We start from the raw sequence: 14,465 nt of genomic DNA, 5'->3' as shown, positions 1-14,465 counted from the left end.
AGGAAAGCCATGGCCATGGACGCCATCTCCGTCATCCGCACCAAGCGGGACCGCGGTGAGCTGACCGACGAGCAGATCGACTGGGTCATCGACGCGTACACCCGCGGCGAGGTCGCCGACGAACAGATGTCGTCGCTCGCCATGGCGATCCTGCTCAACGGCATGAACCGGCGTGAGATCGCCCGCTGGACCGCGGCCATGATCGCCTCCGGAGAGCGCATGGACTTCTCCTCGCTGTCCCGCCCGACCGCGGACAAGCACTCCACGGGCGGCGTCGGCGACAAGATCACCCTCCCGCTGGCGCCCCTGGTGGCGGCCTGCGGCGCGGCCGTCCCCCAGCTCTCGGGGCGCGGCCTCGGCCACACCGGCGGCACCCTGGACAAGCTGGAGTCGATCCCGGGCTGGCGCGCGCTGCTCTCCAACGAGGAGATGCTGCACGTCCTGGACACCACGGGCGCGGTGATCTGCGCTGCGGGCGACGGCCTCGCCCCCGCCGACAAGAAGCTGTACGCCCTGCGCGACGTCACCGGCACGGTCGAGGCGATCCCGCTGATCGCCTCCTCGATCATGTCGAAGAAGATCGCCGAGGGCACCGGCTCCCTGGTCCTGGACGTGAAGGTCGGCTCGGGCGCCTTCATGAAGACGATCGAGGACGCGCGCGAGCTCGCCTCCACGATGGTCGGCCTCGGCACCGACCACGGCGTGAAGACGGTCGCCCTCCTGACCGACATGTCCACCCCCCTCGGCCTCACCGCGGGCAACGCCCTCGAGGTCCGCGAGTCGGTGGAGGTCCTGGCCGGCGGCGGCCCCGCGGACGTCGTGGAGCTGACGATCGCGCTCGCCCGCGAGATGCTCGACGCCGCCGGCGTGAAGGACGCGGACCCCGCGAAGGCCCTGGCCGACGGCTCGGCGATGGACGTCTGGCGCCGGATGATCGCGGCCCAGGGTGGCGACCCGGACGCGGTGCTGCCCACGTCCCGCGAGCAGCACGTCATCAAGGCCCCCTCCTCCGGCGTCCTCACCCGCCTGGACGCCTACGACATCGGTGTCGGCGCCTGGCGCCTCGGCGCGGGCCGCGCCCGCAAGGAGGACCCGGTGCAGGCGGCGGCGGGCATCGAGATGCACGCCAAGCCCGGCGACACGGTCACCGAGGGCCAGCCCCTGCTGACCCTGCACACCGACACCCCGGAGCGCTTCGAGTACGCGCTGCAGGCGGTGGAGGGTTCGTACGACATCGCGGCGCCGGGCACGGGTTTCACGGCGTCGCCCGTTGTGCTGGAACGAATCGCCTGACCAGGGGATTCATCTTTCGGGTGAACGGGATCGGTGGACCTCCGCCGGTCCCGTTCGGCATGCTGGGATCGGTGACGCACCGATTGGAGACCGCCATGAGCGCACTCACCGTCGACCACATCACGGCCAGCGGCCATGAGTGGGACGGGCTTGTCCGGATCTGGAAGGAAACGGACGCACCCGAGGGCTGCAGGGTGGAGATCATCGAGGGGATCGTCACCGTGGCACCACCGCCGTCCAGGGCCCACAACAAGATCGCCAGCAAGGTGATTCTCGGCCTGGCCGACGTCATTCCAGAGGGTTGGGGCCTCTTCCCGACGCTGGGTACGGCTGTCCCGTCCCGTGACAGCATCTACATCCCGGACCTCGCGGTGGGACCCGAGGAGGTGCTGGACGAGGAGGGAGACGACGAGTACATCCCCGCCGGCGCGGCTGAGCTCATCGTGGAGATCACTTCCAAGTCGAACGCGCGGACTGACCGGATCACGAAGGCGGCCGGCTACGCCAAGGCTGCTGTGCCCCTCTACCTCCTCATCGACAGCTGGGCCCCCGGCGGTCCCACGTTCACGCTCTACGGCGAACCGAAGGGCGACGTCTACCGCGTCTTGCAGGCAGGGAAGTTCGGCGACCCGATCAAGTTGCCGGAGCCCTTCAACTGCACGCTCGACACGAGCGCTTTTCCTGTCGGCTGATCCTCAGCCCAACACCGCCGCCACCCCCACCAACACCGGCACCGACACCACCGTCGACAACAGGACCGACTCCCGGGCCAGGCCCTCGGCCACCCGATAGCGGCTCGCGTACGTGAACAGGTTCTGCGCGGCCGGCAGCGCCGACGTCACCACCACGTCCAGCAGCGGCGCGCCGTGCAGCCCGAAGACCTCCCGCGCCAGCGCCCACGCCACCAGCGGTTGCCCCACCGACTTCAACGCCACCGACAGCAGGACCAGTTGACGGTCCCGCCCCCGGCCAGGGGCCGCGCTGCCGTGCAGGGACATGCCGAATGCCAGGAGTGCCGCCGGGACGGACATGTTGCCGATCAGGGTGAGGGGGTCCATGACCGGGTCGGGGACCCCCCAGCCCGCCGCCGACACCAGGACGCCCGACAGTGAGCCGACCGCTATCGGGTTGCGCAGCGGCGTCAGCAGGCGGCGCCGGAGCGTGCCCTTCTCACCCATCCCCGAGAGGTCCAGGACCGTCAGGGCGATGGGGGTGACCAGGACGACCTGGAAGAGCAGTACCGGTGCCACCAAGGACGCGTCGCCCAGGACGTACGCGGCGATCGGGATGCCGAGGTTGCCCGAGTTGACGTAGCCGGAGCACAGGGCGCCGATCGTGGTGCGGCCCACGCCCCAGCGGCGCAGCGCGCCGATCGCCACGAAGACCCCGGAGACGGCGGCCGTGCTCAGGGCCGTCACCAGGAGTCGGCTGGAGAACAGGACCGACAGGTCGGCCCTGGCCAGGGTCGTGAAGAGGAGCGCCGGGCCCGCCACGGTGAACGCCAGCGCGGTCAGGACGTCGCGGCTCTGGTCGCCGAGCGAACCGCGCCGCCCGAGCACATAACCCACCCCGATGACGACCGCGATCACCGCGAACCCGCTCAGCACCCCCTGCACGGCCCCCACCCTCCGGCGGAGCGGGGCAGCGGGTCAATGTGATCTCCGCCCGGGTGCGGGCCGCCGCGATGAGTTGCGGGAGCCTCGCCGGTCTACCGCACGTGGATGAGAGGACACCTGCCGTGCTCGTGCCGGCCGGCCCCGTCACCAGGGACGAGGTGGCGGGGCTGTGCGACGACGTACGGGCGCTGCTGGAGGTCACCGGGGCCGGGGTCGTCGTCTGTGACGTGGGCGGGCTCGGGCCGCCCGGCCTGGGCGCGGTCGATCTGCTCGCCCGGCTGGAGCTGGCCGCACGGCGGGCCGGAGGGCGGATACGGCTGCGGGACCCGGACCCCTCGCTACACGCCCTCCTCGATCTTGTCGGGCTCCGCTTCCAGGTGGAGGGGGAGGCCGAAGAGCGGGAACCAGCGCTGGGTGTCGAGGAAGAAGTGGAACCCGGTCAGCCGGCCGTCTGAGATCTCCAGGACCTGGATCGACCACGGTGTGAAGCCGCCCGCCTCCGGGTCCGGCTTGTACTGGGCGAAGCCCGGCAGCCCGTTGACCTGCACGGGCAGCAGGCGGGAGCCGGCGCAGGCGGCGCCCAGGGTGGTCATGAAGCCGGTGATGTCGTCGTGGCCGGTCAGCCACAGGTCGAACGGCGGCATCGTCATGATGGCGTCCTCGTGCAGCAACGCCGTGAGCGCCGTCATGTCGTAGCCCTCGAAGGCCTTCACATAGCGCTCCAGGAGCTTTTGCTGCTCCTCGTCGAGCGGGTCGCAGACCGCCGCGTCGGCGCCGGCCTGCTCCCGCTCGGCGAGCGTCGCCCGGGCCCGCTGCAGCGCGCTGTTGACCGAGGCGACGGTGGTGTCCAGCAGTTCGGCGACCTCGCTCGCCTTCCAGGCCAGCACCTCGCGCAGGATCAGCACCGCCCGCTGCTTGGGCGGCAGTTGCTGCAGGGCCGCCATGAACGCCAGCCGGATCGACTCCTTGGCGACGGCCGCCTCCGCCGGGTCCTCGACCGTCGGCAGCACGCGCGCGTCCGGCACCGGCTCCAGCCAGGTGTTGTCCGGGCGGGGGGCGAGGGCGGCCTGGGCGAGGGGCGTCGAGTCGGTGAGGTCCATGGGGCGGGCCCGCTTGTTCCCGGCCGTCAGCATGTCCAGGCACACGTTCGTCGCGATCCGGTACAGCCACGAGCGCAGGGAGGAACGGCCCTCGAACTTGTCGTAGCTCCGCCAGGCCCGCATCAGGGTGTCCTGCACCGCGTCCTCGGCCTCGAAGGAGGAGCCGAGCATGCGGTAGCAGTACCCGGTCAGCTCGGTCCGGTGCTTCTCCAGTGCGACGTCGAGGTCCGCCGTCGCCGTGCTGTCGCCCATCGTCCACCCACCCCTGTGGCCGTTTCTGTTCACGCGCCTTCGCGCTCCAGCACTTCGGAAGCTACCGCAGCCCACTGACAATGGCCCCCCGAGTACGAAAAGGACCAGCTCAGACCAGTTGCTTCACGGACATGAGCAGATGCCGGTGCCCGCCGTCGCCCAGCAGCACCCGCTGCCCCGCCCCCAGCAGCTCCAGCCGCAGCCCGGGCCCCTCGAAGGAGTTCAGCGCGTCCAGCAGATAGGCCGGGTTGAAGGCCACGCTGACCTCCTCGGCCCCGCGCAGCACGGCCGGCACCCGCTGGGCCGCCATGTCGTCCCCGAACCCGGCCCGCACCAGCACGGACCCGCCCTCGCCGGAGAAGTCCAGCCGCACCGGGCCGTTCGCCTCCGCCACGACGGACACCCTCCGCGCGGCCTCCGCCAGCGCCTCGCACTCCACCTCGGCCACCGCCGCCCCCGCCAGCCCGAACAGCGTGCCGTACCCCGGCAGCCGCCCCTCCAGCCGCCGCAGCACCGTCCGCGTCCGCCCGCCCTCGAACCCGACCACGCCCCCGTCGGCCCCCGCGGCCGGATCGAGCCCGATGCGCACGGTCCCGCTCCGGGCCAGCGACCGCGCCGCCTCCAGCAGCCGCCGGGCGGGCAGCAGCACCTCCACGCCCGCCCCGGCCGCGTCCGTCGCGGGCTTCCACTCCAGCCGCCGTACGGCATAGCGGTACCGGTCCGAGGCCGACAGGGTCATCTCCTCGCCTTCCAGGCGTAGTTGGACCCCGGTGAGCACCGGCAGCGTGTCGTCCCGGCCCGCCGCCACGGCCACCTGCCCGACGGCCGTCGCGAACGCGGCCGCGTCGACACCGCCGTACACCTCAGGCACGGCGGGAAGAGCCGGGTACTCCTCGAAGGGAAGCGTCGACAGCCCGAACCGCGTGCCGCCCGCCTCCACCGTGAACCGAGAGCCTTCCAGCGCACAGCTCACCGGGCCCTCCGGCAGCACCCGGCAGATGTCCAGCAGCCTGCGTCCGAGGACCAGCACCCGCCCCTCGGTCACCGTCTCGGCGTCGGCCTCGGCCCGCGCGGCCGTCTCGAAGTCGAACCCCGACACCGTCAGCCGCCCCGCCCCGGCCGTCAGCGACAGCCCGCCCAGCACCGGCACGGGTGTCCGCGCGGGCAGCGCCCGCGCCGACCAGGCCACCGCCTCGGTCAGGTCCGCGCGTGCGATCCGGAACTCCATACGACAATCCCCCCGCTCGGCCGTCCAGTTGACCCGCGGACACTATCCGCGGCCACTGACAACGGGCTGTGGGCAGGGGGAATGCGAGGAGCGAAGATCAGTGCGCCGCCACCGGCTGCCGCCGGGCCGCCACCCGGGCCGCCCGGGAGCCGAGGACCGTGATCGTCACGACCCCGAGGACCGCGAGGACGCCGACGGTGACCGTGCCGGCCCAGCCGCCCGAGTGGAAGGCCATCGCGCCGACCGTGCTGCCGGCGCTGGAGCCGACGTAGTACGCGGACTGGTAGAGGGCCGAGGCCTGGGCGCGGCCGCGGGTGGCCGTCTTGCTGACCGCCGAGGAGGCGACCGCGTGCCCCGCGAAGAAGCCCGCGGTGATCAGGACCAGGCCCAGCAGGACCAGGGGCAGGGAGTCCGCCAGGGAGAGCAGCAGGCCCGCCGCCGTCGTACCGCCGGCCAGGTACAGCGCGCCCCGGCGGCCGAGGCGGCCCACCAGGCGGCCCGCGGTCGACGCCGACACCGTGCCCACCAGGTACACCAGGAAGATCGAGCCGACAATGCCCTGAGGGAGGGAGAAGGGGGCCTCTGTCAGCCGGTACCCGATCACCGTGTACACACCGCCGAACACCGTCATGAACAGCGCGCCGATCGCGTACAGGCGGCGCAGCAGCGGGTCGGAGAGGTGGTCGCGGACGGTGTCGAGCAGGGCGCGGGGGCGCAGCGAGCCGGTCCTGAAGTGCTTCGGCGCCGGCAGCAGCAGCCGGAACGCCACCGCGCAGGCCACCGCGATCGCGCCGATCACACCGACGGCCACCCGCCAGCCCCACTCCTGCGCGACCCAGCCGGTGATCACCCGGCCGCTCATCCCGCCGACGCTGTTGCCCGCCACGAACAGCCCGATCGCCGTGACCAGCGCCTTCGGCCGGACCTCCTCGGCCAGGTACGCCGTCGCCGAGGCCGGCAGACCGGCCAGCGCCGCGCCCTGCACCGCCCGCAGCGCCACCAGTGTGCCGATCGACGGCGCGAACGGCACCAGCAGGCCGACGCCCACCGCGACCGCCAGCGAGGCCGTCATCACCGTACGGCGGCCGAAGCGCTCCGACAGGGCGCTCATCGGCAGCACGAACAGCGCCAGGCCGCCGGTCGCGGCCGCCACCGTCCAGCTCGCCTCGCTCGCCGCGACCCCGTACTCCCCGGAGATCAGCGGCAGCAGGGCCTGCGTGGAGTAGAGGAGGGCGAAGGTCGCGACTCCGGCGAGGAAGAGGGCGAAGCTCATCCGCCGGTAGCCGGGGCCGCCCGGCGCCATGCGGGAGTCGGTCGCGGAGTCGGAGGAACGGACGGGCGAAACGGCGTCCACGCTGGTGGACGCCCCGGTACTGGCGGGAGACATGTCTCGAAGCTACGTACGGATCCGCTCATCCGTCCAATGCATGGATTCGCCATAATCGTTCCCATGGTGCATCAGCAGAGCTCACAGGCGCGACTGTCACCGTCCGGTGACACAGAAGACACGACTGAGATGTCGAGGTTGCTGGCCCCCCGCCTCGCCTACTTCGCCGGCGTCGCCCGCACCGAGCACGTCACCCGCGCCGCCCACGAGATGAACGTCCCCCAGTCGACCCTCTCGCGCGCGATGGCCCGCCTGGAACAGGACCTGGGCGTCGACCTGTTCGCCCGCCACGGACGTACGGTCTCCCTCACCACCGCCGGCCGCACCTTCCTCGCCTCCGTCGAACGCGCCCTCGCCGAGGTCGAGCGCGCCGCCGAGGAGGTCCGCGCCGACGCCGACCCGGCCACCGGCAAGGTCGCCTTCGGCTTCCTGCACACCATGGGCGCCGAGACCGTACCCGGTCTGCTGCACGCCTTCCGCGCCGACCACCCGCGCATCCGCTTCAGCCTCGTCCAGAACTACGGCGAGGCCATGCTGGAGCGGCTGCGCGCGGGAGAGCTGGACCTCTGTCTCACCTCTCCGGTCCCCGACGCGCCCGACCTCGTGGCCCGCCGCCTGGACGAACAGAAACTCCGCCTGGTCGTCCCCGCCGACCACCGCCTGGCCGCCCGCCGCCGCATCCGCCTGGCCGAGGCGTCGGACGAAACCTTCGTCACCCTGGAACCCGGCTACGGGCTGCGCCGCATCACCGACGACCTGTGCAGGCAGGCGGGCTTCCGCCCGCGAGTCGCCTTCGAGGGCGAGGAGGCCGAAACCCTGAGGGGCCTGGTGGCAGCGGGTCTGGGTGTCGCCCTCCTGCCCCCACCGACCGTCCCGAGACCGGGCGTCGTGGAACTGACGGTGACAGCCCCCAAGGCGGCCCGCGAGATCGGCGTCGCCTGGCTGGCCGACCGCCCGGACACCCCACCGGTGGCCGCCTTCAAGAAGTTCCTGCTTTCCAGAAGAGGGAACCTGCTGCCCGCCTAGGGACGCGGGGCCGGTTGGACATGCCTACCGTCTCAACGACTTACCGAACCCCGCGGCCAAGGGCATCCGAAGCCCGATAGGCGGCGGAGCGGCCAGCGCATCCTCCACCGGCCGCGACACCGAACACCCGAACAACGCCCCCATCACGAAGTCCGCAGCGAGACTCAGCACTTCATCCCGATGCTGATGCAGCCCATGGCCGTCGGAGTGCACTTCGAACCGGCACACGTCCCGGTTCACCTTCTTCGCCCGAGCCGCCAGACGGAACGAGAGCTCGGGATCGGTGCGTTCGTCGTTCGTGCCGTGCACGACCAGCACCCGCCGCCCCACCAGCTGCTTCACCGGCTCGGCGGCCGCGGCCACGTCCTCCTCCGGCAGCCAGGGCGCGAGCGCGACGACCGAGTTCACCGCCTCGTGCCCGCCCGCCCGCAGCGCCGCCCGTCCGCCCATGTCGAGTCCGACCAGACACACGGGAACGTCTCCGTACCGCCGTACGACCTCGTCGGCGGCCCACTCCGCGTCCCCCGCGAGATGCGCCTCGCTGCCGTTCCAGCCGCGGTAGCGGTAGTGGACGGTATGGACAGCCAACCCCTCCGCGCGGCCCGCGCGAGCGAACCTGCGGCCGAGGGAGCGGACGAAGGCCGTCGCCTGGAGGGGCGACGGCCTGCGGGCGGAGATCTCCTCGCCCCCGGGGAGCAGCAGCACCGCTCCGCTCACTGACGTCGGCTCCGGGCCGACTGCTTTTCCCAGCCTGGCCGTTCGGACCGGCGTCGCTTGCTGTCCCATGACAGAACAGTGTCAGAAGCGACGGTGTACGAAACCCGTCCGTGCGGTCACTGTTAAATATCGACGGAAAAGTACATGCCGTACAGCGGCTCTCTACGCGCGTAGGCGCTACAGTGCGGCAATGACGAGCCAGACCGCACCGACTGGGACCGTCCCGACGCACGTACCGACGCCGGACCAGATCCGCCGGGCCCCCAAGGTTTTGCTGCACGATCATCTCGACGGCGGGCTCCGCCCCGGAACCGTCGTCGAGCTCGCCCAGGAGACGGGCTACTCCCAGCTCCCCGAGACCGACCCCGACAAGCTCGGCATCTGGTTCCGCGAAGCGGCCGATTCCGGCTCGCTGGAGCGGTACCTGGAGACCTTCTCGCACACCGTCGGCGTGATGCAGACCCGGGAGGCGCTCGTCCGGGTCGCCCGGGAGTGCGCCGAGGACCTCGCCGAGGACGGGGTCGTCTACGCGGAGGTGCGGTACGCCCCCGAGCAGCATCTGGAGGGCGGGCTGAGCCTCGAGGAGGTCGTCGAGGCGGTCAACGAGGGCTTCCGGGAGGGCGAGCGGCTCGCCCGGGAGAACGGCCACCGCATCCGGGTCGGCGCCCTGCTGACCGCCATGCGGCACGCGGCCCGCGCCCTGGAGATCGCCGAACTCGCCAACCGCTACCGGGACCTGGGCGTGGTCGGCTTCGACATCGCCGGCGCCGAGGCCGGCTACCCGCCCACCCGGCACCTGGACGCGTTCGAGTACCTCAAGCGCGAGAACAACCACTTCACCATCCACGCCGGCGAGGCCTTCGGACTGCCGTCCATCTGGCAGGCGCTGCAGTGGTGCGGCGCCGACCGGCTCGGGCACGGGGTGCGGATCATCGACGACATCGAAGTCCGTGAGGACGGCTCGGTGCGGCTCGGGCGGCTGGCCTCCTACGTCCGTGACAAGCGCATCCCGCTGGAGCTGTGCCCCAGCTCCAACCTGCAGACCGGGGCCGCCTCCTCCTACGCCGAGCACCCGATCGGGCTGCTGCGGCGCCTGTACTTCCGGGTGACGGTCAACACCGACAACAGGCTGATGTCGCACACCAGTATGAGCCGGGAATTCGAGCATCTCGTCGAGGCGTTCGGTTATACGCTCGACGACCTCGCATGGTTCTCCGTCAATGCGATGAAATCAGCGTTCATTCCTTTCGATGAACGGCTGGCGATGATCAATGACGTGGTCAAGCCCGGATATGCAGAGCTGAAATCCGAGTGGCTGTTCCAGCAGACCTCCTCCACCAGCGGTTCTTCCGGATCCGAGGGGTAGCGGCGGGGCGAACGTCGGCACGGAATGCGGACGGGCTTTCACAAGTCGTCCGCATTTCGGTGTTTGCGGGCGGTGGTCCGGCGTGTTTACGGTCGTGGACCGCTCGGATCGTTTATCTCCTGTCTCCGCATTCAAGGACGCATTCACCATGAAGCAGTCTGCTGCCAAGACCCTCGGTGTCGCCGCCCTCGGTGCCGCCTTCGCCGCCGTCGGTGCGGGCGCGGCCAACGCGGCCCCGGCCGTCCCCGACGCTGCACAGGCCCTGGACACCGTCACCCGGACGCTGCCGGCCGAGAACGTCGGCAAGGCACTGCCGGGCGCCGGTGAGGCGCTCGCCCAGGGGCAGGGTGCCCTCGGTGGCGGGCTGGCCGCCGCGCAGCCGACCGTCCAGAAGGTCATCGCCGACGGCCCGACCGCGCCGGCCGCCGGCCTGCTCGGCGGACTGCCGCTGCAGGGCCTGCCCACGCACGGCGTGCCGGTGAACGGCATCCCGCTCGGCTGACCTCCGCCGCGCGCACGACGCCGCTGGGGCGCCCCGGAGAAGTCCGGAGCGCCCCAGCGGCGTTCGCGTGCCCGGACTCACCAGGCGGTGGCCTTGGTGCTGTCCTCCGCCGGCAGCAGGATCCACAGGGCTATGTAGAGCAGGAACTGCGGGCCGGGCAGCAGACAGGAGAGCAGGAAGACGACCCGCATCGTCGTCGCGGAGGTGCCGAAGCGCCGGGCCAGCGCGGCGCACACTCCGCCGATCATGCGGCCGTGGGTGGGGCGGGCGAGGCTGGACATCTGCGGCTCCTTCGTGAGCGTCGGGTGAGGCTCTCCGATCGATCGCCTCAACTGTCTTCCACGATACGGAGACGAAGGGGACGAAGCGTCGCTCTACGGGGCGATCCCGACCCTGGGAATCGTCGGGGTCCGCCCCTGAGGGAGGTCCTCCTGGACGGTGACCTGCTCCGCCTCGTGGGGTCCGCGCTCGCCCCGGCGCCGCAGCCAGGCCCGGCCCGCGGGCACCACGGCCAGGTGGGCCAGGATCACGCCCACGGTGTTCAGCAGCAGCGAGTCGACGTCCACGACCCTGCCCGGCACCCCCGTCTGCAGCAGGGCTATGCCCAGCGAGATCAGGGCGCCCGTGGCCGCCGTACGGACCAGGGAGGTGAGCGGGGAGACGTCGAGCCTGCCGGACATCGGCAGCAGCACACCCAGCGGTGCGAGCAGGGCCAGTCCCTCGCCGAGGCGTCTGGCGGCCTCGGGCCAGCCCAGCGCCAGGTCGGCCCGGATACCGGCCAGCGGTCGCAGGTTGGCGGGCATCACCCAGGGGACGTCCAGGGGCCGCAGCATCAGCCAGGCGACGAGCCCGAGGTGCGCGACGAGGAGGACACCCCCTGTCGCACGGATGCGGATCGCGGCACTGCCGCCGATGGAGCCTTGACGCTGCACGCCCCCCTAGACGCACCCCTGTGCACGATCGGTTCCGCATCCGTCACGCGGATGCACATGAGGCGTCCGCCACACCCGCCGGCGCGCGGCTGCTCAGCCCGCCGTGACCTCGCTGGACGGCGGCTCGGTCGTCCCCGGGCGGTTGCGGACGTCGTCGGTGCACTCGTAACGGCGCAGCGGGGCGGTGCCCGGGCCGCCCAGGACGACCGAGCCGTCTCCCTCGGTCGCCGCCGAGTCGGACAGCGTGCACACGAGCTGGGCGAGGGCGTAGGAGGTGAGCTGTTCCGGTGGGGTGCTCAGCCTGAGCGTCTCGTCCGGGTCCTTCCGGCCCGGCCCGGTCACGCTCAGGCCGCCCGGCACGTACGTCGTGTAGCCCGCCGCCTTCTGCCCGGCCGACGGGGACGCGGCGAGCTGGTCCAGCAGGCCCTGCGCCACGATCACCCGGCGCCGCTCGTCCGGGGTGCCCTCCGGGACCCGGACGGTCCGGTCGACGGCGACCAGGGACGAGCCGCACAGCAGGAAGACCTGCACGGCCACCCCGTGCGAGGGCTGTGTCGGCACACCGGGCCCGGACGGCGTGCACGGCACCCGGGAGGGCGCCCCGCCGAAGTCCGTCGGCACCTCGGTGGGCCGGATGCCGCACCCGGTGAGCAGCGCGGCCAGGAGGGGCGCCGCCAGCAGACTGCGTACGGTCCCTGCTCTCATGACCCCTCCTTCCCGGATTTCCCGGCCTCGTCGTTCTTGGTGCCCTCGTCGTTCTCCTCCGTCAGCCGTGAGGCGTCCCGCGGCAGCCGCAGCGTGAACACCGCGCCCCCGTCGGGGGAGTTGGCCGCGGTGATCTCACCGCCGTGGATGTGGGCGTTCTCCAGGGCGATGGACAGGCCCAGGCCGCTGCCCTCCGAGCGCGGCCGGGAGGCGCTGGCCTTGTAAAAGCGGTCGAAGACGTGCGGCAGGACGTCCTCGGGGATGCCGGGCCCGTGGTCGCGCACCGCGATGACCAGGTCGGCGCCCTCTTCATCGTCCATCCGCACCGAGACCCGCACCGGCGACCCGCCGTGCTTGAGCGCGTTGCCGATCAGGTTTGCCAGTATGACGTCCAGGCGGCGCGGGTCGAGGCGGGCGTGGGTCCCGCGCTCGGCGTCCAGCTCCACGGCGTCCAGCCAGGCGCGGGCGTCGATGCAGGCGGTGATCTGGTCGGCGATGTCGACGTCGTCCAGGACCAGACGGGCGGTGCCCGCGTCGAAGCGGGTGACCTCCATCAGGTTCTCGACCAGGTCGTTCAGCCGCCGCGTCTCGCTGACCACCAGCCGTACGGCCGGCTCGATCATCGGGTCCATGCTCCCGGCGTCCGCGTCCAGCTCCTCCTCCAGCACCTCCGTGACGGCGGTGATGGCGGTCAGCGGCGTCCGCAGCTCGTGGGACATGTCGGCCACGAAGCGCCGGGACGCGTCGTCGCGCGCGGCCATCTCGGCCACCCGCTTCTCCAGCGCCTCGGCCGCGTTGTTGAACGTCCGTGACAGGTCGGCGAGTTCGTCCGTGCCCGAGACCCTCAGCCGGGTGTCCAGCCTGCCCTCGCCGAGCCGCCGGGCAGCCACCCCGAGCCGGTGCACCGGCTTCAGTACGGTCGTGGCGGCGGCCTGCGCGAGCAGCGCCGAGCCGATCAGCGCGAGACCCGTCGCGATCCCCAGCGACCAGGCCAGCGAGTTGAGGTCCTTGGCCTCCGGCTCCAGCGACTTGGCCATGTAGCCCGTCGGACCGCCGCCGATCAGCCGGGTGCCGGCGACCAGATACGGCGTGCCGTGGTTGTCGACCCGCTGCCAGTACAGGTGGTACGGCGACTCGTTGGAGTCGGTCACCTTCTGCCGCTTGTCCACCGCGGCGCGCAGCGACCCCGGCACGTCCTCCAGCGCGAAGCCGTTGATGCCGCCCGAGTTGCCGTACACCGTGTTGCCGCTCGGGTCCTGGGCGACCAGCAGCACGCTGAACCGCTGGCTGCTGCCGGCCATCTGACCCGCCGCGTGCTGCAGTTCGTCCTGCGACGGGTGCACCGGCAGCGCACCCGCCCGGTTCTGCATCTCCTGCTGGAAGTCGCGCAGCACCGCGTCCTGGGCGCGGGTGAGCACGGCCTCCCGGTTCAGCCAGTAGGCGATGCCCGACGCCGACACCGCGGCGGTGAGCGCGACCAGACCGAAGACGACGACCAGTCGCAGCCTGAGGCTGGTGAACCGCAGCCGCGACAGATTTCCCTTACGCCCCGCGGCCCAGCCGCGCAGCCCCCCTTGCGTATCGGTCACTGAGGGGTGTCCAGGCGGTAGCCGACACCACGGACGGTACGGATCAGGGTCGGGGACGAGGGCACGTCCTCCACCTTGGCGCGCAGCCGCTGCACACACGCGTCCACCAGGCGCGAGTCGCCCAGGTAGTCGTGCTCCCACACCAGCCGCAGCAACTGCTGCCGGGACAGCGCCTGGCCGGGCCGCCGGCTCAGCTCCAGGAGCAGTCTCAGCTCGGTCGGCGTCAGCTGCAGGTCCTCGCCGTTCTTGGTCACGGTCATCGCCGACCGGTCGATGACCAGGTTGCCGAAGGCCGCCGAGTCGCTGGACTCGCGTTCGCCGCGGCGCAGCACGGCCCGGATCCGGGCGTCCAGCACGCGGCCCTGCACCGGTTTCACGACGTAGTCGTCGGCGCCGGACTCCAGCCCCACGACCACGTCGATGTCATCGTTGCGGGCGGTCAGCAGGATGATCGGCAGCTGGTCGGTGCGCCGGATGCGCCGGCACACCTCGAACCCGTCGATGCCGGGCAGCATCACGTCCAGCACGATCAGATCCGGTCGCTGCTCTCGCAGCAGCTTCAGACCGTCCTCACCGCTGGCAGCGGTGGCCACCCGGTGACCCTGGCGCGTCAGAGAGAGCTCCAGGGCCGTGCGGATGGCGTCGTCGTCCTCGATCAGCAACAGGGAAGGCACGGGCTCATTCTGGCCCATGGACGGGCTCTCGTACGACCTGCCGACACCATGCCCTCCCTACCGCCACCTCCTGTGCGC

At 71.7% G+C, this 14,465-nt stretch carries 16 protein-coding genes; 6 read left to right on the top strand and 10 right to left on the bottom strand.

All coding sequences use genetic code 11. The features are described 5' to 3' along the window. Positions 1-15 precede the first annotated feature (15 nt). Both ACWC5O_RS24480 and ACWC5O_RS24475 read left to right on the top strand, forming a co-directional pair. Positions 16-1,293 (top strand): thymidine phosphorylase, encoded by a 1,278-nt coding sequence (locus ACWC5O_RS24480; RefSeq protein WP_450583982.1) that lies wholly within the window; start codon positions 16-18, stop codon positions 1,291-1,293. Positions 1,294-1,388: 95 nt separating this feature from the next. Continuing rightward, positions 1,389-1,985, top strand: a complete 597-nt coding sequence (locus ACWC5O_RS24475; protein ID WP_450583980.1) for a Uma2 family endonuclease — start codon at positions 1,389-1,391, stop codon at positions 1,983-1,985. Between the two features lie 3 nt (positions 1,986-1,988). On the opposite strand, the gene ACWC5O_RS24470 is transcribed toward ACWC5O_RS24475, so the two are convergent. Further along, on the bottom strand, positions 1,989-2,909 hold the full coding sequence (locus tag ACWC5O_RS24470; protein WP_450583978.1) for an AEC family transporter: 921 nt from the start codon (positions 2,907-2,909) through the stop codon (positions 1,989-1,991). 68 nt (positions 2,910-2,977) lie between these two features. Here ACWC5O_RS24470 and ACWC5O_RS24465 point away from each other — a divergent pair, with 68 nt between their 5' ends. After that, positions 2,978-3,364: an STAS domain-containing protein gene (locus tag ACWC5O_RS24465; protein WP_450584172.1), complete on the top strand. Its 387-nt coding sequence runs from the start codon at positions 2,978-2,980 to the stop codon at positions 3,362-3,364. On the opposite strand, the gene ACWC5O_RS24460 is transcribed toward ACWC5O_RS24465, so the two are convergent. From ACWC5O_RS24460 to ACWC5O_RS24450, 3 genes are all read right to left on the bottom strand, one after another. Beyond that, positions 3,248-4,261, bottom strand: coding sequence for a sigma-70 family RNA polymerase sigma factor (locus ACWC5O_RS24460; protein ID WP_450583976.1), 1,014 nt, complete (start codon positions 4,259-4,261; stop codon positions 3,248-3,250). The genes ACWC5O_RS24465 and ACWC5O_RS24460 overlap by 117 nt on opposite strands. 109 nt (positions 4,262-4,370) lie before the next feature. Further along, positions 4,371-5,489 (bottom strand): DNA polymerase III subunit beta, encoded by a 1,119-nt coding sequence (gene dnaN / locus ACWC5O_RS24455; RefSeq protein WP_450583975.1) that lies wholly within the window; start codon positions 5,487-5,489, stop codon positions 4,371-4,373. Between the two features lie 97 nt (positions 5,490-5,586). Continuing rightward, a complete protein-coding gene (locus ACWC5O_RS24450) occupies positions 5,587-6,876 on the bottom strand; it encodes an MFS transporter (protein ID WP_450583973.1) in 1,290 nt (429 codons plus the stop codon). Positions 6,877-6,939: 63 nt separating this feature from the next. On the opposite strand from ACWC5O_RS24450, the gene ACWC5O_RS24445 reads away from it, so the two are divergent. Continuing rightward, positions 6,940-7,902 (top strand): LysR family transcriptional regulator, encoded by a 963-nt coding sequence (locus ACWC5O_RS24445; protein ID WP_450583971.1) that lies wholly within the window; start codon positions 6,940-6,942, stop codon positions 7,900-7,902. 24 nt (positions 7,903-7,926) lie between these two features. Here the strand turns inward: ACWC5O_RS24445 and ACWC5O_RS24440 are convergent, their stop codons facing one another. Then, complete coding sequence (locus ACWC5O_RS24440; RefSeq protein ID WP_450583969.1) at positions 7,927-8,688, bottom strand: dienelactone hydrolase family protein; 762 nt, start codon at positions 8,686-8,688, stop codon at positions 7,927-7,929. Between the two features lie 121 nt (positions 8,689-8,809). On the opposite strand from ACWC5O_RS24440, the gene ACWC5O_RS24435 reads away from it, so the two are divergent. Together ACWC5O_RS24435 and ACWC5O_RS24430 are read left to right on the top strand one after the other, a co-directional pair. Continuing rightward, the gene (locus ACWC5O_RS24435; RefSeq protein WP_450583967.1) at positions 8,810-9,985 is read left to right on the top strand and encodes an adenosine deaminase; all 1,176 of its coding nucleotides are present in this window, start codon (positions 8,810-8,812) and stop codon (positions 9,983-9,985) included. Between the two features lie 148 nt (positions 9,986-10,133). Beyond that, positions 10,134-10,487 carry an ATP-binding protein gene (locus tag ACWC5O_RS24430; protein WP_450583965.1) on the top strand — a complete coding sequence of 118 codons (354 nt, stop codon included), beginning with the start codon at positions 10,134-10,136 and terminating at the stop codon, positions 10,485-10,487. Between the two features lie 77 nt (positions 10,488-10,564). Here the strand turns inward: ACWC5O_RS24430 and ACWC5O_RS24425 are convergent, their stop codons facing one another. The 5 genes from ACWC5O_RS24425 to afsQ1 all read right to left on the bottom strand — a co-directional run bounded on the left by ACWC5O_RS24425 (position 10,565) and on the right by afsQ1 (position 14,387). After that, a complete protein-coding gene (locus tag ACWC5O_RS24425; RefSeq protein WP_450583964.1) occupies positions 10,565-10,768 on the bottom strand; it encodes a PspC domain-containing protein in 204 nt (67 codons plus the stop codon). Between the two features lie 93 nt (positions 10,769-10,861). After that, entirely contained in the window at positions 10,862-11,419 is a 558-nt protein-coding gene (locus tag ACWC5O_RS24420) for a VanZ family protein (RefSeq protein ID WP_450583962.1), read from the bottom strand. Positions 11,420-11,512: 93 nt separating this feature from the next. Further along, complete coding sequence (locus ACWC5O_RS24415; protein ID WP_450583960.1) at positions 11,513-12,124, bottom strand: hypothetical protein; 612 nt, start codon at positions 12,122-12,124, stop codon at positions 11,513-11,515. Then, positions 12,121-13,713 (bottom strand): ATP-binding protein, encoded by a 1,593-nt coding sequence (locus ACWC5O_RS24410; RefSeq protein WP_450583959.1) that lies wholly within the window; start codon positions 13,711-13,713, stop codon positions 12,121-12,123. The genes ACWC5O_RS24415 and ACWC5O_RS24410 overlap by 4 nt, the downstream gene beginning before the upstream one ends. Continuing rightward, positions 13,710-14,387: a two-component system response regulator AfsQ1 gene (gene afsQ1 / locus ACWC5O_RS24405; protein ID WP_450583957.1), complete on the bottom strand. Its 678-nt coding sequence runs from the start codon at positions 14,385-14,387 to the stop codon at positions 13,710-13,712. The genes ACWC5O_RS24410 and afsQ1 overlap by 4 nt, the downstream gene beginning before the upstream one ends. Positions 14,388-14,465: the final 78 nt, after the last annotated feature.

This window comes from Streptomyces sp. NPDC001450 (assembly GCF_053597295.1).
This window is presented reverse-complemented; position numbering and strand designations above follow the sequence as displayed.